Source organism: Rheinheimera soli (genome assembly GCF_021290985.1).
In the GTDB taxonomy this organism is placed as follows: domain Bacteria; phylum Pseudomonadota; class Gammaproteobacteria; order Enterobacterales; family Alteromonadaceae; genus Pararheinheimera; species Pararheinheimera soli.
In genome coordinates, this window is sequence record NZ_JAJOYU010000002.1 from 151521 (window position 1) to 169827 (window position 18307).

General features: G+C 46.5%; 18 protein-coding genes and 1 riboswitch. Of the genes, 7 read left to right on the plus strand and 11 right to left on the minus strand.

Annotated features, from left to right (window positions below; genetic code table 11):
- Positions 1-36: 36 nt before the first annotated feature.
- Positions 37-570 (plus strand): peptide-methionine (S)-S-oxide reductase MsrA, encoded by a 534-nt coding sequence (gene msrA, locus LSG37_RS02860; protein WP_233078347.1) that lies wholly within the window; start codon positions 37-39, stop codon positions 568-570.
- 55 nt (positions 571-625) lie between these two features.
- On the opposite strand, the gene LSG37_RS02865 is transcribed toward msrA, so the two are convergent.
- Entirely contained in the window at positions 626-2443 is a 1818-nt protein-coding gene (locus LSG37_RS02865; protein ID WP_233078348.1) for a TonB-dependent receptor domain-containing protein, read from the minus strand.
- 34 nt (positions 2444-2477) lie between these two features.
- A riboswitch (cobalamin riboswitch) is annotated at positions 2478-2696 on the minus strand.
- 195 nt (positions 2697-2891) lie between these two features.
- On the opposite strand from LSG37_RS02865, the gene LSG37_RS02870 reads away from it, so the two are divergent.
- Positions 2892-3374 carry a YajQ family cyclic di-GMP-binding protein gene (locus LSG37_RS02870; RefSeq protein ID WP_269836442.1) on the plus strand — a complete coding sequence of 161 codons (483 nt, stop codon included), beginning with the start codon at positions 2892-2894 and terminating at the stop codon, positions 3372-3374.
- A 159-nt stretch (positions 3375-3533) separates the two neighbouring features.
- Here the strand turns inward: LSG37_RS02870 and LSG37_RS21360 are convergent, their stop codons facing one another.
- Complete coding sequence (locus tag LSG37_RS21360; RefSeq protein WP_366515541.1) at positions 3534-3689, minus strand: nucleotide-binding YajQ family protein; 156 nt, start codon at positions 3687-3689, stop codon at positions 3534-3536.
- A 90-nt stretch (positions 3690-3779) separates the two neighbouring features.
- Between LSG37_RS21360 and LSG37_RS02875 the strand changes: the two genes are divergently transcribed.
- Both LSG37_RS02875 and LSG37_RS02880 read left to right on the plus strand, forming a co-directional pair.
- Positions 3780-4130 (plus strand): VanZ family protein, encoded by a 351-nt coding sequence (locus LSG37_RS02875; RefSeq protein WP_233078350.1) that lies wholly within the window; start codon positions 3780-3782, stop codon positions 4128-4130.
- Complete coding sequence (locus LSG37_RS02880; RefSeq protein WP_233078351.1) at positions 4109-5017, plus strand: ketopantoate reductase family protein; 909 nt, start codon at positions 4109-4111, stop codon at positions 5015-5017. Before LSG37_RS02875 ends, LSG37_RS02880 begins: the two co-directional genes overlap by 22 nt.
- Here the strand turns inward: LSG37_RS02880 and thiI are convergent.
- From thiI to pomA, 3 genes are all read right to left on the minus strand, one after another.
- Complete coding sequence (gene thiI, locus LSG37_RS02885; RefSeq protein WP_233078352.1) at positions 4999-6459, minus strand: tRNA uracil 4-sulfurtransferase ThiI; 1461 nt, start codon at positions 6457-6459, stop codon at positions 4999-5001. The two genes, LSG37_RS02880 and thiI, sit on opposite strands and share 19 nt — an antisense overlap.
- A gap of 80 nt (positions 6460-6539) precedes the next feature.
- On the minus strand, positions 6540-7484 hold the full coding sequence (locus LSG37_RS02890; RefSeq protein WP_233078353.1) for a flagellar motor protein MotB: 945 nt from the start codon (positions 7482-7484) through the stop codon (positions 6540-6542).
- Positions 7485-7492: 8 nt separating this feature from the next.
- The gene (gene pomA, locus LSG37_RS02895) at positions 7493-8266 is read right to left on the minus strand and encodes a flagellar motor protein PomA (protein ID WP_233078354.1); all 774 of its coding nucleotides are present in this window, start codon (positions 8264-8266) and stop codon (positions 7493-7495) included.
- A gap of 210 nt (positions 8267-8476) precedes the next feature.
- Between pomA and LSG37_RS02900 the strand changes: the two genes are divergently transcribed.
- From LSG37_RS02900 to dxs, 3 genes are read left to right on the plus strand one after another with little or no spacing between them, the layout of a single operon-like run.
- Positions 8477-8722 carry an exodeoxyribonuclease VII small subunit gene (locus tag LSG37_RS02900; RefSeq protein WP_008898300.1) on the plus strand — a complete coding sequence of 82 codons (246 nt, stop codon included), beginning with the start codon at positions 8477-8479 and terminating at the stop codon, positions 8720-8722.
- A gap of 1 nt (position 8723) precedes the next feature.
- Entirely contained in the window at positions 8724-9611 is an 888-nt protein-coding gene (gene ispA, locus LSG37_RS02905) for a (2E,6E)-farnesyl diphosphate synthase (protein WP_233078355.1), read from the plus strand.
- A gap of 13 nt (positions 9612-9624) precedes the next feature.
- Positions 9625-11490 (plus strand): 1-deoxy-D-xylulose-5-phosphate synthase, encoded by a 1866-nt coding sequence (dxs, locus tag LSG37_RS02910; protein ID WP_233078356.1) that lies wholly within the window; start codon positions 9625-9627, stop codon positions 11488-11490.
- Positions 11491-11620: 130 nt separating this feature from the next.
- Here dxs and LSG37_RS02915 read toward each other — a convergent pair whose 3' ends face one another.
- From LSG37_RS02915 to ribBA, 6 genes are all read right to left on the minus strand, one after another.
- A complete protein-coding gene (locus tag LSG37_RS02915; RefSeq protein ID WP_233078357.1) occupies positions 11621-14656 on the minus strand; it encodes a diguanylate cyclase in 3036 nt (1011 codons plus the stop codon).
- A gap of 32 nt (positions 14657-14688) precedes the next feature.
- Positions 14689-15183 (minus strand): phosphatidylglycerophosphatase A family protein, encoded by a 495-nt coding sequence (locus tag LSG37_RS02920; protein WP_233078358.1) that lies wholly within the window; start codon positions 15181-15183, stop codon positions 14689-14691.
- The gene (thiL, locus tag LSG37_RS02925; RefSeq protein WP_233078359.1) at positions 15183-16142 is read right to left on the minus strand and encodes a thiamine-phosphate kinase; all 960 of its coding nucleotides are present in this window, start codon (positions 16140-16142) and stop codon (positions 15183-15185) included. The genes LSG37_RS02920 and thiL overlap by 1 nt, the downstream gene beginning before the upstream one ends.
- A 32-nt stretch (positions 16143-16174) precedes the next feature.
- Complete coding sequence (gene nusB, locus LSG37_RS02930) at positions 16175-16588, minus strand: transcription antitermination factor NusB (protein WP_008898294.1); 414 nt, start codon at positions 16586-16588, stop codon at positions 16175-16177.
- Between the two features lie 9 nt (positions 16589-16597).
- Entirely contained in the window at positions 16598-17062 is a 465-nt protein-coding gene (ribH, locus tag LSG37_RS02935; protein WP_233078360.1) for a 6,7-dimethyl-8-ribityllumazine synthase, read from the minus strand.
- 128 nt (positions 17063-17190) lie between these two features.
- Positions 17191-18300 (minus strand): bifunctional 3,4-dihydroxy-2-butanone-4-phosphate synthase/GTP cyclohydrolase II, encoded by a 1110-nt coding sequence (gene ribBA, locus LSG37_RS02940; protein WP_233078361.1) that lies wholly within the window; start codon positions 18298-18300, stop codon positions 17191-17193.
- Positions 18301-18307: the final 7 nt, after the last annotated feature.

Consider the following 18307-nt stretch of genomic DNA (forward strand, 5'->3'; position numbering starts at 1 on the left):
ATCATAAGCTAAGGATCAATGACGGAGCATCACCCCATGAGTCAAACTGAAATTGCGACCTTTGGCGCAGGTTGTTTTTGGTGTATTGAATCAGCGTTCAATCAACTGCACGGAGTACAAAAGGCAGTCAGCGGTTATATGGGCGGCCAGACATTAAACCCGGATTATCGTCAGGTGTGCACAGGAACCAGCGGTCATGCCGAAGTAGTACAGCTGGAGTTCGACCCTGCGCACGTGAGTTTTGAGCAGTTGTTGCAGGTGTTGTGGTTCTTGCACGACCCGACTCAGCTCAACAGACAAGGCAACGACATCGGCACTCAGTACCGTTCAGCTGTGTTTTATCACTCAGAACTGCAACGGCAACAGGCGCTTGCATCTATCAGCGCAGCACAGCCACTATTTGATTTACCTATAGTGACAGAGGTCAGCCCAGCCAGTACTTTTTATCCGGCGGAGTCCTATCATCAAGGCTATTATTGGCAGAACACCAGCCAGCCTTACTGTCAGTTTTTAATCACACCCAAACTGGCTAAATTCCGCCAGACTTTTGTGACTTTATTGAAGGCTTAATCAGAAATAAAAAAGGGCAAAGCCAAGACTTTGCCCTTCAGATTAAAACAGGATATTAAATATCAGGGGTCCAGTTTAAACGCAGCGACCATTCAGCACCTGCAGTGGCGTAACCTGGCAGGTATAGATAATCTTTATTGGTCAGGTTGTCTGCTTTGGCTGCAACTTGCAAACTATGACTTACCTCATAACTCACACCAGCGCCCCACAAGGTGTACCCCCCCAGTTGTGGAATCGCAAAATCACCTGTCCGGAAGTCGCTCTGATAGTCAGAGGTGACAAATACCCGCCAGTCCTGCCATTGATAAGCGCCCTGCCAATGCACTGTGTGCTTAGAGCGTTTAATCAGAGCGGCGCCTGTGGTTTTATCTTTTGCGTCCGTATAGCTGTAAGCCAGTTGCTGATGCAGTTGCTGCCAGTTGTGACTGACGCTCAGCTCAGCGCCCTTGATTTTAGCTTCACCGACGTTTTGTGGTACCCAGTTGCCATCAGCCACAGGAGCCCACTGGATCAGGTTAGTCACATTTTGCTGATAGACCGAGCTTTCAATCTGTAAATCGCCGGTGCGGTAGCGAAGACCCAATTCATCTGAAGTTGCAGTTTCAGGTGCTAAATCAGCATTACCACTCAAAGGATAATACAAGTCGTTAAAACTCGGCGCTTTAAACGCACTGCTTCTGCTGGCACGAACTAATAGCTCGTTTGTTAACTGATAACCCAAACCCACTTCATAGGTGTCAGCATGACCATACTGACTTTGTTTATCATGACGGCCAGTGACATTAGCCAACCAGGCTCCGGACTGATAACTGACACCGGCAAAAATAGCTTTATTGATACGAGAATCTACCTCATAGCCCAAATCGCTACCTGACACATCTTCCTGATACCAATTCACGCCAGTTAACACCGTTAAGCTTTGAGTCAGTTGACGGCTGTATTGGTAGTCAAGCTCCCGCCGCTTTGTTTCAAACAGGCTGAGCGGGCTGTCTTCTCCCCAGTTTAGATCTTCGGTCTGGTTCTGGGACAGACTTAGTTTCTGTTTTGAATTATCACTGTCTAAAGCCCAGCCCAAACGACTTTGATTGGTTCTTGTCTCAACCTGATCAGCACCAGGCCCCCATGCTGGATCAAAATCATAGTGAGCACGGCTTCGCAGCACATTATGATCCGCAGACCATACGCCATAAGCTGTGTTGTATTCTGCGCCCAATTTACCGTAGTGCTGATCAAAACCATCTCGGTCCGCTTGAGTACCAGGCCTTACATCAAAACCTTCACTATCCGACCAGCCTAAATTACTGCGAACTTTTAACGCGCCATAAGTCTGGCTGGTCGCAATGTCGGCTTCATGGCTTTGATAACGACCGGTTTTTAATTGCACTGAAGTGTTGTCCGCTTTACGAGTGGTAATGGCAATCACACCGGCTAAAGCATCTGAACCATATAAGGCAGCTTTTGGCCCTTTAATTACTTCAATTTGCTCAATCTGCTGCAAAGATAGTTCAGCTAAAGAGGCATAGCCCAAAGTGGCTGAACCAGCACGAACACCATCGATCAATACTAGTGTATGACCTGCCGCGCCCCCACGCAGAAATAAGGTATTGGTTTGGCCTTTACCACCAGAACGACTGATTTGCACACCTGCCACCTGGCGCAGCAAAGCAGGCAGATCAGACACCTGAGCCTGCTCAATTTGCTCACGGTCTAAGACGGTGACTGAGGATAAAATCTGATGCACAGGCTGAGCCTGACGGGTTGCATAAACACTGATATGTTCCAGTGGATCGTCTGAGCTGTCGTCAGCTTGGGCGGTAAATATAAAAGCAGGCAGGCCAACGACTACTGTCGCCAGCATAGATTTTTTAAACATGATGTCTCCCAAAGACGCCCACCGCGTCCTGAATAGTGAATGAACTTTTCAGGCCGGTCTCCGGGCTGACAGCAGACTATTTTCAATAGTTACTTTAATCCCTTCCCATCCCAAGACAGTGGTTTGATTAAAGCCAGAGCAAAGCTCTCTGTTGTTTTACCGTTGCGGGGGCAGCTCTGGATTTTCACCAGATTCCCGTTTCACCCTCAAATGTGGATCACATTCTATGGGCACCTGAAAAACGCGGGGTCAGTGTAGCGGCGGCAATATGAAAGTCAACAGAAATCCAGACGTCTGCTTTTGTCGTTCGATGTAAATAGCCTGACGTTTTGGCTCTTCGTTAAACTCTGCCTGCAAACAGCTTGTAATTAGCTGCAGATGGGTTCGCTCCCTGGATTCTTTAGCTTATAATGGCTTCATAAATTTCAATGGAAAAAAAGAGAACACCATGCCTTCATTTGATATTGTTTCAGAAATTGATATGAACCAAGCAAAAAACGCAGTTGAGAACGCAAAACGCGAGCTTGAAACCCGATTCGATTTTCGGGGCGTTGATGCCAAAATTGAGATGAATAAAGAGCACATAGAACTCACTGCAGAAGCGGATCAGCAAGTTATGCAGCTGTTTGATATTTTTGCCACCAAGGCAAGCAAACTTCAGTTGGACGTCAGTAGTTTCAAAATTGAAAAAGAAGATCGTCACGGCAAATACATAACGCGCCATGTCAGCATCAAGCAAGGCATCGACAAAGAGATAGCAAAAAAGGTCATTAAACTGATTAAAGAAAGCAGTATTAAAGTACAAGTGGCTATTCAGGGAGAAGAGCTGCGTGTCACAGGTAAAAAGCGCGATGACTTGCAAGCTGTGATGCAGTTGGTCAGAACAAGCGACTTGGGTCAGCCGTTTCAGTTTAAGAACTTCAGAGACTAAGTTCGTTCTCCATAGGTCTAAGCAAAAGCTTTAACAGGAGGAGACACCGAACCGCAAAAACGGTAGCTCCTCCTAAAAGCTCACAAAGCCTGATTTTGGTCAGCTAAGCTACAATCAAGCTTTTATCGCTCTGAACAAAAAAATTTCGATCATTTGTTGTCACTGAAATGCAGTTTTAGCTGTGATGCTGACTTGCTTATTTTTTAACTCATTACTGGCCTGAACACCCCGAAAGTAAAAGCAGGTTGCCAATTCACTGTTGAAATTATCCACAGTGTCCAGTACTTCTTGTTGATCACTCTTTGGATGTCGAATAAAGGCAAAAAGAGGCTGTTGGTTTCAGGCTGGAGATTATCACCTTAAAACTGATACAATCCGGGCAGGTCTTTTAAAGAAGAGTATCTTGTGAAGCGTCATCTTTACCATGCGATTTGTTTGTTGGTGTTTACCGGGGCTACTTATGGCTTTCTGATGGAAGTAAAAAGCAGCGGTCTGAACCTTAATAGCTACGACAAACATCTGCACTTTTTGGTCTTTTTCTGCCTTACCGCTCTGTTGCAATGGAGCTACAAACCTAAATTATGGCAAGCCGTCGTGATTATGGCTGGGTATGGTGTCGCTATTGAGTTCCTGCAAAATTACCTGACCAGTTATCGTCGAGCAGAGTTGATGGATTGGGTTGCAGATGTTCTGGGCATGACTGCATTTTATCTCTGCTACTTCGCTGTAAAAAAATGGCGCAACCGCACTCAATAGAGCGTCCGCTTTGGACTGTCGTAGGTGAAGGTGCTATTGGCCTTCTGGCGGCAGCAAGGCTTTACAGGGCTGGTTATCCGGTGCAACTGCATCGTCGTGTGAACGGCCCTTTTCAATTTGTTTTCCAGTCTGCAGCTGTTTCGCAACAGATCCATCTGCCACATCAGGCACAACCGCCTTATTCTTATGTTCTTTTACCCGTCAAAGCCTATGCAGTTCTGGATGCCTTGCACCAGTTGCTCCCCTTACTAGCTGACAATGCCCAACTGGTACTGAGCCATAATGGCATGGGTACCATAGAACAGGTGCTGCCACTGCTGAAACCCAGCCAGGGATTGTGGTTTTTAAGCACCAGTCATGGTGCTTTTAAATCTGATGATGCAACAGTGGTCCATAGTGGCATGGGACAATCGGTGTCAGGTGCATTAAATCAAGCCGCTCTGGCGCAACAGCTGGAGGTTGAACAAGCTATGCAAGCTGCTTTAGGCCCATTCACAGTGTTGGAGGATATCTGGCCGGCACTGTGGCTAAAACTGGCAGTGAATGCAGTGATTAATCCGCTCACCGCATTACACCAATGTAAAAATGGCGAGCTTGAGAATATAAAATACGCTGCAGCTATTCGGCTCTTGATTGAAGAGTTTGTGCTCCTTGCAAAAGCATCTGGCCAAGAGGTTAGCATTGAAGCTATAGAGCAAAGAGTAGCTTTGGTGATAAAGCAAACGGCCGATAATTATTCCTCTATGCAGCAGGATTTCGCTAAAGGCCGTCGTTCAGAACTGGATTACATTACAGGCTTTGTGCTGAAACAGGCAGAGCAGCATCAACTGCAACTGCCTGCCCATCAGGCGATTTATCAGTTGCTGCTTCAAAAATCGCCGCGATAAACCCCAACATTGGTATGACCCTGCTCGGTCAGCAACAATGCCTGCAGACGGCTCATCACGCCACGTTCACAGTACAAATAATACTGTTGTGTTTGATCCAACTGACTAAACTGACTGGCCAGCTTGTAGAATGGCAATAACTGCAGCTGATGGCTGACCCCGGTTAAAGGTTTCACATCCACTTCATCCGGCGCACGAATATCCAGAATAATAGCGTCGGCGGCCATAGCGCTTTCGTCCAGCACAGTGCTGATTTGCTGCTCTGCCTGAAACTCAACAGTGCGAATATCCAGCACGTTCGCATCCAACGCCAGTTGTTCCAACGCCACCAAATTCAATTGCTGTTCAGCCAATAGTACTTTGTTTAAGTCTGCATTGACCGTAGGGTTATTCGAAATAACACCACAATACTCTGGCATAGTTTTGGCCATATCTTCAGCGCCAATTTTACGGGCTAAATCGATGATTTCTTGCTTATCCTGATAAATCAGCGGACGCAACACCAGGGTGTCAGTGGCTTTATCTATCACACTTAAATTGGCGATAGTCTGACTGGCGACCTGGCCCACACTCTCCCCTGTCACTATCGCCTGAACGCCTAAACGCTCAGCCACAATAGCAGCAGCGCGCATCATCTGGCGCTTGAGTATGACGCCCATCAGACCATTGTCGACTTTTTTCAGAATTTCAGTCACTACAGGCGCAAAATCAACACTGATAAATTTTACCTTGTGCGACAAGCTGAATTTTTGCCACAGATAAAACGCCATCTGCCGCACACCGGTTTCATGTGCTGCACCACCTAAATTAAAAAACAGGTAATGAGTACGCAAACCTTTGCGGATCATCAGGTAGCTGGCTACAGCTGAGTCAAAACCACCAGAAATTAAAGACAACACATCAGTTTGGCTTGGCAAAGGAAAACCGCCCATGCCTTCAAATACCTGGCTGACGATAATCAACTGATCACGTTTAATCTCTACACGAACGACTTCCGCAGGGTTCTTTAGTTGCACACGAGCCGAAGGAATATGCTGATTTAAGCCGCCACCAATATAACGCTCGGCTTCAAGGGAGCTAAATTCATGATCACCAGTGCGTTTTACCCGCACACAAAAGCTTTTGCCTTCCAATCTTTGGCTAAACACAGTTTTGACTTGCTCAAAAATATCGTGCAAAGAGCTATAAGTGCCAGACTGCATTTCCATAAACTGCACTATGCCGGGAATACAGGCCAAATGGTCAATCATCTGCTGGCGCAATTTAGGACTGTCGGACGCCGTTTGCACCAGTAAATGATCGTAATTATTTTTAACAGTAACGGATGGGTCTAACCGCAACAAAATGGTCTTCAGATTTTGCTCTAAAAGCATGGTCTGACGTTTCCGAACCGATTTACTTTTAATCGATATTTCCGGGTGCAGTTTGACTAAAAATTCCATCAGGTAAAGCTCGCTAAAAAATAAAGGCGCGAATTATAGCGCGCCTTGCATCAACAGTTTAGCTTTTATTGTTGCTGTGTTTATTGATTAGGCGTGCCTTGAGCAGCAGGTTCGAGGCTAATAGGCTCTGACTCTTTCGGCTTACCCTGCATAATAGAAATTTCTACCCGGCGGTTTCGTCTTTTGTTACTTTCACTGTCGTTGGGCACCAAAGGACGGGTTTCAGCATGCCCCACCACGACCAGACGGTTTTTATCAAAACCAGGCGCTTTAATCATTTCAGACGCCACTGACACCGCACGCTGAGCTGACAAATCCCAGTTATTGCTGTGTAATTCATCTGCCACTTGCTCGGCATCCGTATGCCCTGACACAGTGATTTCACCAGGCACATCTTTTAATAAAGCACCGATGTTCTGAATAATAGGTTTAAATCTCGGCTGTAAAAACGAAGAGCCTGACGGAAAAGAGCCATTTTCACGAATACGGATAATGATTTGCTGGCCTAAAGATTCAAGCTCTATAGCGCCATCCATAATTTGTTTTTCCAGTTGCTCAGCAATTTTTTTCAGCAGCTCATTGGTCTGTTCCTGTAACTCAGCAGCAGCTGCAACCGTATCCATAGGTTCTTCTTCGGTACTGGTAGACTGGCCACCGGTTTTATCTTCCCGCTGTTCTTGTCTGCCTCCGGCTTCGTCTTCTTTACCCGCCTGGAAATTCAGCATTTGCTGCGTCATTTCCACGGTTTGCTGTTGAATGGTATCAATAGGGGTTGGATCAGGGCGGCCTGGACGGAACTCCATCGCAATGACACTGGTGCCTTTGGGGATGTCTTTCACTTCAATTTTATTTTGCACACCAAAAGCAAACTGCATTGAACCTGCGATTTGCTTAAATTTCAGCACGTCCATTTCGGAGAAGGACAGCAACAAAACAAAGAAGCACATCAAAAGCGCCATCAGATCAGCAAAGGTTCCCATATAAGCTGGTAAACCCGGTGGTGGACACTTTGGACACTTTGCCATACAAACTCCTACTCTGCAGCCGGAGCAGCTGGCTCACGTTTTTTAGCGGCAAGGTAATTACGCAATATGCCTTCAATAACCTTAGGATTCTGCCCATCCTGTATGCCCATGATGGCGTCCAGAATAAGCTCATTATTGGTTTTTTCTTCTTCATTACGCACCGCCATTTTTTCTGACAATGGCAAAAAGATACAGTTAGCCTGAATAGCACCGTACATAGTCGTCAACAACGCTACTGCCATAGCTGGCCCTATCGCTTTTGGATCGGACATGTTGGAGAGCATGGCAACCAGACCAATCAAAGTTCCTATCATGCCCATAGCCGGGCCTAAATCGCCTAACTGTTTAAACACATTAATAGCAGTGTTATGCCGGTTATAGGTTAATTCGATATCTTTTTCTAAAGTGCCCCGCACCACATCGGCATCATGGCCATCGACCAGCATATTAATGCCTTTTTGCATAAAGGCATTGGGGATCTCCGCTTCTTCTAATGCCAGAAAACCACCTTTACGAGCCGCATCAGCCAATTGCACCGCTTTTTCAATCAGCTCCTCTGCCGATTCAATTTTAAACATAAAGGCTTTACCCACAGCTTTCATCGAGTCTGCTAATTGAGTAAAAGTGAACTTAATTACCACAGCAGTCAGGCTGCCACCAAATACAATAACGATCGAAACAAAATCGTAAAACATGCCAATGTTGCCGCTGGAGCTTAAAAACATCGCCCAGCCCATCATGCCCATGACCGCGACTAATCCTATGACGGTTGCTAAATCCACTGCGTATCTCCCGGAAAACTGAATGCAAATATTTGGTTTTGTACCAGCATTGAGCTGGTTTTATCTTAGCTTATAGTGAGTTATCGGCAAAAGTATGGGATAGTTAACTATAAATTCAGGCCTCAAACAAATTTATCCTTTCCCAATGCGGTCCTGATTGCTCATAATAGCGCGCTGGGCTTGGTCAGACATCCATTATCAGGCGAAAATATGACAAAAAAGAAAACAGATTTCAGCCATTTTGAGCAAAGTATTGCCGAGCTGGAACAGATAGTACAGCAACTGGAGCAAGGCGACTTAAGTCTTGATCAAGCCTTGCAACAATTTGAACGTGGTATCGAACTCTCCCGTACCAGTCAGCAGCAATTACAGGCTGCACAACAAAAAGTCCAGTTATTAGTCCAGGATGCAGGTCAGGACCAGCTGGAACCTTTTGTGACAAGTGAAGGTGAATGATTTGACGTTAGTTTCTTTAACCTCGCACCAGCAAAGGCTGGAACAGGTGCTGCAACACCAATTAGAAAAAAAACCGCTGACCGACCCACGCCTGCATCAGGCCATGGCCTACAGCTTGCTGCTGGGTGGCAAACGTATGAGGCCTTTTTTAGTCTATAGCTGTGGTCAGATGTTGGGCGCTTCTTTAGCGGATTTAGATGGCCCTGCGGCAGCTATTGAAGCCTTGCATACCTATTCTTTAATCCATGACGATTTACCAGCCATGGATAATGACGATTTACGTCGTGGTAAAGCGACCTGTCACAAAGCTTTTGATGAAGCTAGCGCTATTTTGGCTGGCGATGCATTGCAGACCTTCGCTTTTGAACTATTAAGTAGTCATGACTACCAACAGGTGTCGGCACAACGTGTTCTCGCTATGGTGCAACAACTGGCGCTGCATGCAGGGTACAACGGTATGTGCGGTGGTCAGGCTATTGATTTGGCTCATACCAATCAGAAAATGTCGGTTGAAGCTTTGGAGCAGATGCACCAATTAAAAACCGGCGCTTTAATTGAATGTTCAGTGCGTTTTGCTTATCTGGCCAGTCCAGTAGATAATGCAGCTCATTTAGACGCATTGGTGCGCTACAGCAGAGCCATAGGATTAGCCTTTCAGGTGCAGGACGACATTCTGGATATCGAAGGCGACACTCAAGTGCTGGGTAAAACCGCAGGCTCAGATCAAAAAGCCAATAAAGCCACTTACCCGGCGTTATTAGGCCTGGAACAAGCCAGACAAAAAGCACAATTATTGGTTGAAGAGGCTTTAGCCGCTTTGCGTGAACTCCCTTATGCAACGGACGAACTGGTGGCGTTGGCCCGGTACGTTATTGCCCGACAGTTTTAATACAGGCATTCTCATGACACGAGCTAGTCACGATTTCCCTTTGCTGCAAAAAGCCAACTGGCCTGCAGAACTGCGCCAGTTACCGCAGGACCAACTGCCCGCACTCAGCGACGAATTAAGAGCATTTTTGTTAAAAACAGTCAGCCAAAGCAGTGGCCATTTTGCCTCAGGTCTTGGCACTATCGAACTGACAGTTGCTTTGCATTATGTCTATAACACCCCTTTTGATCGGCTGATTTGGGATGTGGGTCATCAGGCTTATCCGCATAAAATTCTGACAGGCCGCCGCGATCAAATGCACAGCATTCGCCAGAAAGATGGCCTGCACCCTTTTCCTTGGCGGGAAGAAAGTGAATACGACACCTTAAGTGTGGGCCATTCCAGCACATCCATCAGTGCCGCTTTGGGCATGGCGATAGCGGCCCGTGCTGAACAAAAAAACCGTAAAGTTGTGGCTGTGATTGGCGATGGCGCTATTACTGCTGGTATGGCTTTTGAAGCGCTGAACCATGCAGGTGAAGTCAAACCCGATATGCTGGTGATTTTAAACGACAACGAAATGTCGATTTCTGAAAATGTCGGAGCGCTGAATCGTTACTTTGCCCGCATTTTATCCGGTAATTTTTATACCAGCCTGCGTGAAGGCGGCAAAAAGATTTTAAGTGGTGTTCCGCCTTTGCATCAATTAGCCAGCCGCGCTGAAGAACATTTTAAAGGCATGGTCACCCCTGGTACTTTCTTTGAAGAACTGGGCTTTAACTATATAGGGCCTATTGATGGCCATGATGTCACAGGCCTGGCTGATACTATTCGTAATATGCGTAACCTCAAAGGCCCGCAATTACTGCATGTAGTGACCAAAAAAGGCAAAGGCTATTTACCGGCAGAGCAAGACCCTATTGGTTATCATGCGGTCAGTAAATTTGACCCTGCGGCCCAGTGTCAACCGGCGAAAAAAGCCGGGAAAGCCACCTTTTCCAATATTTTTGGTCAGTGGATTTGCGATATGGCAGCTGTTGATCCGAAGCTGCAGGGCATTACACCAGCTATGCGCGAAGGCTCAGATTTAGTCCAGTTTTCAAAGAATTACCCTGAGCGTTATTTTGATGTGGCTATTGCAGAACAACATGCGGTGACTTTAGCTGCAGGTATGGCGATTGAAGGCTTAAAACCTGTAGTGGCTATCTATTCCAGCTTTCTGCAACGCGGTTACGATCAGCTTATTCACGACATTGCAATCCAGAACCTGGATGTATTATTTGCCATAGACCGCGCTGGTGTTGTAGGCGCCGATGGCCCTACTCACCAGGGCTCATTCGATTTAAGTTTTATGCGCTGTATTCCGAATATGCTGATTATGGTGCCTTCGGACGAAAATGAATGCCGCCAGATGTTGTATACCGGCTATCAGCACAAAGGTCCTGCCGCGGTGCGTTATCCTCGGGGCAGCGGCAATGGTGAAGCACCAGAGACCGTCATGAGCGAATTGGCTTTAGGTAAGGGTCTGGTTCGCCGTCAGGGTGAAAAAGTGGCCTTACTGGCGTTTGGCCCTTTATTACAGGCTTGCCATACAGTAGCAGAGCAATTAAACGCCACTTTGGTGGATATGCGTTTTGTTAAACCTCTGGATCAGCAGTTGCTGACAGAATTAAGCAAAACTCATAGTCATTTTGTCACTATTGAAGACAATGCCTTGATGGGTGGCGCAGGTTCTGCGGTGAATGAATACTGCATTGCAGAGCAGTTGCCTGTGAAGCTTTTAAATATCGGTTTGCCTGATATTTTTATCAAGCATGGTACTCAGGAGCAGATCTACGCCGAACTTGGTTTAGACTGTGTCGGTATTCAGGCAAAAGTTGAAGCTTTTCTTAGTCGTTAATCCTTTCCTACTGTAGGGGCGGGTAGAAAGGGCGGGGACAAGCCCAGCCCCTACCACCCGCCCGTCTCAAATTCCAATTCAATTCTGGCGAGCAGCGCAGGCAACAAAGCTGCGGCTTCAAGGACGACGGCTAAGGTCGGTAGCTTTTTACTTCAAACCAAGCCAGACCATCGGCCAATAGTTTTTCAATCTGCATATCAATAAGACCTGAATCCTCAAATTCAAAGGCGTCTACTTGCGGGTCAAAACCTAAAGTAGCACAGCCATTGCGACCTGATTCTTTTACTTTACTTAAAGCAATTTCTGCCAACTGTAATGAAATCTCCCACGAAATCAGTTGCCCGCCTAACAACTCCAGCGGGAAGCAACTGTAGCCAATGGAACAGGTCAAAGACGCAGTTCGCCCGTCAGGGATCTGGAAATGAGCTTGTGCTACCAACTGATTCAACTGCAATGCAAAATCACGTACTGTGGCAAATTCAACGTCTCGCAGCACCAGGACAAACTGCTCACCGGCATATCGCACCACATAGTCGGCTCCACGGCTTTCACGTAACAACAAACCACTGATTTGCTGCAGTACACTGTCCCCTGCGCTATTGCCGTATAAATCATTGATGGACTTAAAATTATCCATATCTAGTTGCAGCAGTGCTATACACTTGCCCTGTTGCAGCATGGCGTCTCTGTTGTGCTGATACTGCTCCACGTCTTTGGGTAATTGCTCAAACAAAAAGCGGCGGTTTCTAAGGCCAGTTAAAGTGTCTTTGTGAGTCAGTTGCGACAGCTGTTCATTCAGCTCACTCAAACGTGAGTTGCTGTTTTCCAGCTCTGCAGTGCGTAGACGCACCAGTTTACTCAGCTCTTGCTGTTGCATCACAGCATTGCGGCGCCATAGCCAGGCCAGACCATACAAAGCGAGGATCACTAACAAGGCCCACAAGCCTTGATACACCACAGTTTCAGTGAATAATCTCGGCACCACCAAATCCAGTTTTAATTGCTGTTGATCCGTCCAGCCCTGGCTGGAATAGCGGGCCTGCACGACAAACTGATAACTGCCAGGTGGCAAATTGGTATAAATAGCCTCACGTCGCTGACCCACTTGCTGCCATTCCTGATCAAAACCCTTAAGCTGATAACGGAACTCAATGGCATTGGCTTTAATAAACTCCAGCGCACTGTAGCGGATACTGATATTGCGGTCTGAGGTTTCCAGCACCAACTGATTCTGATCGGGCAATAAGCGGTATGAATTTTGACCGACAACATCCTGCAATAAAGGTTGCAGCAGCCTGTCTGGAGCCATAGCCAATTGTAAAGGCACTGCCACCAGCCCCTTTAAGCTTGGATACCATAGCTGATCCTGCCATTTCGCCACTTTGCTGTGACCAGCGCCATTACAACAGCGGCCTGGTGCAGTGCCCAATTGCCTGTCATAAGGTGACAAAATCAGTTCAAAGTTAAGTGGCTGATTACCATTTTTCTCCGACCTGGGCTTAAATCTGAACACACCTTTTAAGCTGCTGGCCCACAGATAATCAGTATCTCTGTCGTACCATAAACTGATCACCGGATCCAAAGGCAAACCATTGCTGCTGTCATACTGCCGCCATTGCCCTTGTGGGTTTTTGATAAACAAACCATCGTCCAGCGTAGCCACCAGCATTTGTTGATCAGCCAAGGTTAAAACACTGGTGATATAAGCGCCGAATAAAGGAGTGCCTAATCCTACCCTGTTGAGTTTTTCCTGCTGATACCAATACAAACCGCTGGTCGTTCCGATCAGTAAATCCTGGCCTTGATTTTCAATAACGGTGACAAAAGCTGATTCCAGATCCGAATTAAAAGGAGCGGCTTTCAGTGTTTCACCATCATAATGGTACAAGCCACTGGCACCACCAAACCATAAGCCGGACTCGGCGTGAGGCTGCACCACACGAATAGAGGCAGTTGCCAACTCTTTAAAAGGTCGGCTGACTTTGGCATCGTCAAAGTTATACAGCAGTAAACCATTGTCAGTACCCAGCCACAGCTGATTACTCCTGTCGTAAAAATCATAGACTGTACTTTGACCCAGCGATTGATGATCCACCAGCTCGACAAAATGCTGATCGGCTTTTAACAATCCGACATTGGTTTGTGTAGCGACCAAAAGGCTGTTTAAACGAGCAGAATAGCGCACGCTGCGCACTACCATATCCTGCTGGCCTACACCGACCACACGGCGCATTTTTCCGGGAGAAGCCCGGTATAAACCCTCGCTGAAACTCGCCAACCAAATGTTGTTGTCTCTGTCTTCAAAAATATCACTGAACCAAGGCGAGCTGCCCAGTTCCTCTGCACTGATGTGTTGCCATTTTTGTCCGGCATGACGGTGATACAACTTGTTGTACCCTGATATCCAGTCATTGCCTGAGCTGTCTCTGAACAATTTATAAATGGCTGAATTATCCACACCATGAATATCACAGCGAACCACCTGTTGTGTTTTATCCAGATGGAAATATCCTGACTCACTGGCGAAATGCAAGGTATCGTTAAACCAGCTTAAATCGTATAAGGGATGTTGTTGCAGTTCATCAGGTAAGGGGATCTGCTGGATTTCACTCTGTGGGCTCAGTTTATATAAATATCTGGTCGTGCTGATTAATACTGAGTCACCAGCCATTTCCATCTGTACCACTGATTCTTTAATGCTACGGATACGACTGACTTTGCCTTGTTTTACTTTAAATAAATTTTCGGCGGCCACCCATATTTCATCCGGAGCCACCTGCACTATAGAGGTCACTTCAGCCAAAATAGGGTATCGATCAAACTTCAAAGTTTGTGGATTAAAACCAGATAAACCAGCTTTAGTGCCCACCCACATATAACCTTGTTGATCCAACAAGAGTTTATTAATGGAGTTGCTGGCAAGCTGGCGGCTTGTTTTAGTACTGAACTGGGTGAAATGATGGCCGTCAAAACGATTTAAACCGTATAAAGTACCAACCCACAAATAACCCAATTGGTCCTGGCTGATCGCCCGAACGGAATTCGACGACAGGCCGTCGGCACTGTTCCAGTGTTTGATATCAAAATCATAAATAGAACCAGACTGGCTCTGGCCGACTGCGGCTACAGAAAAAAAGGCTAAAAAAACCAGAAGCGAAAAACGCACAAAGATCACCGCTTTGCAGGGAAAAATTTATATTAACTAAAAGCTTGCCACTGCACCAGCGCGAAGAGGATCAGCCAGCTAAAGAAACCAGCCAACATATCGTCAATCATAATGCCAAAACCGCCGTGGATTTTTTTATCCAGCAAACGAATAGGCCAGGGTTTGACGATATCAAAAAAGCGGAAGAGTAAAAAACCAGCCAACAGGTATTGCCATTCAAACGGAATACACCACATGGCCAAACTATAACCTGCAACTTCATCCCAGACGATAGCACCGTGATCATGTTCACCAATATCTTTGGCTGTCTGACCACAAACATAGCAGCCCAGCACAAAAGCGAACAAGACCCAAACCAACGCAAGCTGAGGGCTCACTAAAGACTGCAGATAAATTAAAGGTAAAGCCGCCAAAGTACCAAAAGTACCGGGTGCTTTTGGTGCCAGACCAGAACCAAAACCCAAAGCGAGAAAATGGGTCCACTTTCTCAAGTCAAATTTAGGATCGGATTTTTGAGGAGATGTCATTAAAAGTGCTCAAAGCCTTGATGCTGGTATACAAAGGGCAATTCGCCCTGTTTAAACTCCAGTTTACCCACAGCACCGGTAATACGGCCAATGCAGGTCACAGGCACGCCATAAGGAGATAACAACACTTCCAGCGAACCACGGCGATTTTCCGGTACGGTGAACAACAGTTCGTAGTCTTCACCACCGGACAAGGCATATTGCAATGCTTGTTCTGCGCTGCAGCTGTCTTTTAACGCCTGCGACATCGGCAGCTTGCTGACATCGACCACAGCTCCTACTTTGGAGCGACGTAAAATATGAGGTAAATCGCCTGCAAGACCGTCGGAAACATCCATAGCAGAACTGGCGATATTACGCAGCGCCTGACCTAAAGCGACACGGGCCGTTGGGTAATGAAAACGTTGCAGTATATGAGCCCGGTGTTTTTTGCTGATCTCAACTTTGTTTTGCACCAGTTGTAAACCTAAAGCCGCATCACCCAAAGTGCCTGTTACATACAGATAGTCACCGTTTTGCGCCCCGGCACGGGTAATGGCTTTGCCCTTAGGCACTAAGCCTTTGGCAATCATGGTTAAGCTTAAAGGCCCACGGGTGGTATCGCCGCCAATCAGCTGGCAATTGTAATAATCCGCCGTTTCACTTAATCCTTCGGCAAAAGCTAGCAACCAGTCTTCATCGACTTTAGGTAAAGTTAAAGCTAAAGATAACCAGCAGGGTTCAGCGCCCATGGCAGCTAAATCGCTGACATTGACTGCCACCAATTTATGCCCAAGCGAACGCGGATCGACGTCCGGGAAAAAATGGATGCCTTCGACCATGCTGTCGGTGGTGATCACCAGATCACAGCCGTCACGCACCTGCACAACAGCACCATCATCGCCAATACCAATGGCAACGTCCGTGCGTTTACGGCCCGCTTCGGCAAAACAACGTTGAATTAACTCAAATTCACCCATAAAAAAGCCGACTTACGCCGGCTCTCCATTTTTTATTCGGTTCGCAGGCGTTTAACGGCTTTATCAAGTATGCCGTTGACAAACTTGTGGCTGTCATCGGCCGCGAAGGCTTTTGCCAGTTCGATGGCCTCGTTGATCACCACCTTGTACGGCACATCCAGACGGTATTTCAGCTCGTAAGCTGATACTCGTAGTATGGCTTTTTCGACCAGATCAATTTCTTCAAATGGACGGTCTAAAAACGGCTTTACAGCTTCATCCAATACAGGATGATTCACAGCCACACCACGCAAAATATCCTGGAAATAGCCCACGTCCAGATGTTTGGTGTTTTGTTCCAGCAATAACTGCTGTTCAATATCACCAATAGGGTTCTTGCTGACCTGCCAGCTATAAACTCCCTGAACGGCCAAAGAACGGGCCAAACGACGTGCATTAGGTTTCATCAACAAATCCTACAACTGAGAGAGAACGTTTACCATTTCCAGCGAGGACATCGCTGCTTCTGCGCCTTTATTGCCCATTTTGGTACCAGCACGCTCAACAGCCTGCTCGATACTGTCTACAGTCAATACGCCAAAAGCAACAGGAATACTGTGCTGCATCATCACCTGAGCCAAGCCCTTGGTGCATTCGCCTGCTACATATTCAAAATGAGGTGTACCACCACGGATCACTGCACCTAAGGCGATGATCGCGTCATATTTGCCACTGGCTGCTACTTTTTGTACTGCTAATGGCATTTCAAAAGCACCTGGAATGCGAACCACTGTGATGTCTTGATCAGCGACGTCACCAACACGCTTTAAAGTATCTACAGCACCGTCTAATAAACTTTCGACAATAAAGCTGTTGAATCTGGCCACAACGATGGCAAATTTTTTACCTTTAGCGGTTAACCCTGCTTCAATCACCTGCATTGGAGGTCCTTATTGCAATTTAGCTGCAAAAAATGGTTTTAAAAAACCAGAATTCAAAAAACGGGCGCCATGATAACACAAGATAGCCCGTGCCCTGCTACTGTTTCTGCACCCGTCTTTTAAGACTTTTACTCAGAGACATAATCCACTACTTCTAACCCAAAACCGGACAAGGCGTGGTATTTTTTCGGTGCGCTTAGTAAACGCATTTTTTTCACGCCTAAACTGGCCAAAATTTGCGAACCCACACCGACATTACGTGATGTGCCTTTCCAAAGATCGGTCTTCGCTTTTTCGCCTTTATCTTCAGCTTCAAAGTTTTGCACCATCTGCATCAGCTCTTCACTGCTTTCATTTTTACCTAAAAGCACCAGCACGCCCCCTTCATCGGCAATACGCTTCATGGCACAGTGCAACGAAAAACTGCGATTGGCTCCGCGGTCGGATAACAACAAATCACTGAAGGTATTGTGTAAATGCACACGAACTAAGGTCGGTTGCTCTGCTTCAACCACACCTTTGACCAAAGCAAAATGAATTTGATTGTCGATAGTGTCACGGAAAGTGACCAGATTAAACTCACCAAATTCAGTAGGTAACTGACAACTTGCCACTTGCTCTATGGTGGTTTCATGCAGGTTACGGTATTCAATTAAATCGGCAATAGTGCCAATTTTTATACCGTGTTTTTTACCAAAAACTTCTAAATCCGGACGACGCGCCATAGTGCCGTCTTCATTTAAAATTTCGACAATGACAGCTGCAGGCTCTAAACCCGCCATACGGGCTAAGTCGCAGCCTGCTTCAGTATGACCAGCTCGTACTAAAACACCACCATCCTGCGCCATTAAAGGGAAGATATGACCTGGATAAACAATATCTGTAGGCTTGGCATCACGAGCGACTGCAGCTTTTACTGTACGGGCACGGTCGGCCGCTGAAATACCTGTAGTCACACCTTCGGCTGCCTCAATAGACAAAGTAAAAGCAGTTGAGAATGGCGATAAGTTTTTATCCACCATCAGGGGTAGCTTTAACTGCTCACAGCGTTTTTTCGTCAGCGTTAAACAAATTAAACCACGACCATGAGTGGCCATAAAATTAACTGCATCAGGCGTGACGTATTCAGCCGCCATGACTAAATCGCCTTCGTTTTCGCGGTCTTCGTCATCCATCAGAATAACCATTTTACCCTGACGAATATCTTCAATAATTTCTGCTGGTGTATTCAGTTGCATACTTCAC

What these genes read in the sequence shown, in the direction of transcription:
- thiL (WP_233078359.1), bottom strand. Translation starts at nt 16,142, where the DNA reads ATGGGTGAATTTGAGTTAATTCAACGTTGTTTTGCCGAAGCGGGCCGT.
- msrA (WP_233078347.1), top strand. Translation starts at nt 37, where the DNA reads ATGAGTCAAACTGAAATTGCGACCTTTGGCGCAGGTTGTTTTTGGTGT.
- nusB (WP_008898294.1), bottom strand. Translation starts at nt 16,588, where the DNA reads ATGAAACCTAATGCACGTCGTTTGGCCCGTTCTTTGGCCGTTCAGGGA.
- dxs (WP_233078356.1), top strand. Translation starts at nt 9,625, where the DNA reads ATGACACGAGCTAGTCACGATTTCCCTTTGCTGCAAAAAGCCAACTGG.
- ribBA (WP_233078361.1), bottom strand. Translation starts at nt 18,300, where the DNA reads ATGCAACTGAATACACCAGCAGAAATTATTGAAGATATTCGTCAGGGT.
- ribH (WP_233078360.1), bottom strand. Translation starts at nt 17,062, where the DNA reads ATGCAGGTGATTGAAGCAGGGTTAACCGCTAAAGGTAAAAAATTTGCC.
- LSG37_RS02865 (WP_233078348.1), bottom strand. Translation starts at nt 2,443, where the DNA reads ATGTTTAAAAAATCTATGCTGGCGACAGTAGTCGTTGGCCTGCCTGCT.
- thiI (WP_233078352.1), bottom strand. Translation starts at nt 6,459, where the DNA reads ATGGAATTTTTAGTCAAACTGCACCCGGAAATATCGATTAAAAGTAAA.
- LSG37_RS02890 (WP_233078353.1), bottom strand. Translation starts at nt 7,484, where the DNA reads ATGGCAAAGTGTCCAAAGTGTCCACCACCGGGTTTACCAGCTTATATG.
- LSG37_RS02920 (WP_233078358.1), bottom strand. Translation starts at nt 15,183, where the DNA reads ATGACATCTCCTCAAAAATCCGATCCTAAATTTGACTTGAGAAAGTGG.
- LSG37_RS02880 (WP_233078351.1), top strand. Translation starts at nt 4,109, where the DNA reads ATGGCGCAACCGCACTCAATAGAGCGTCCGCTTTGGACTGTCGTAGGT.
- LSG37_RS02870 (WP_269836442.1), top strand. Translation starts at nt 2,892, where the DNA reads ATGCCTTCATTTGATATTGTTTCAGAAATTGATATGAACCAAGCAAAA.
- LSG37_RS02900 (WP_008898300.1), top strand. Translation starts at nt 8,477, where the DNA reads ATGACAAAAAAGAAAACAGATTTCAGCCATTTTGAGCAAAGTATTGCC.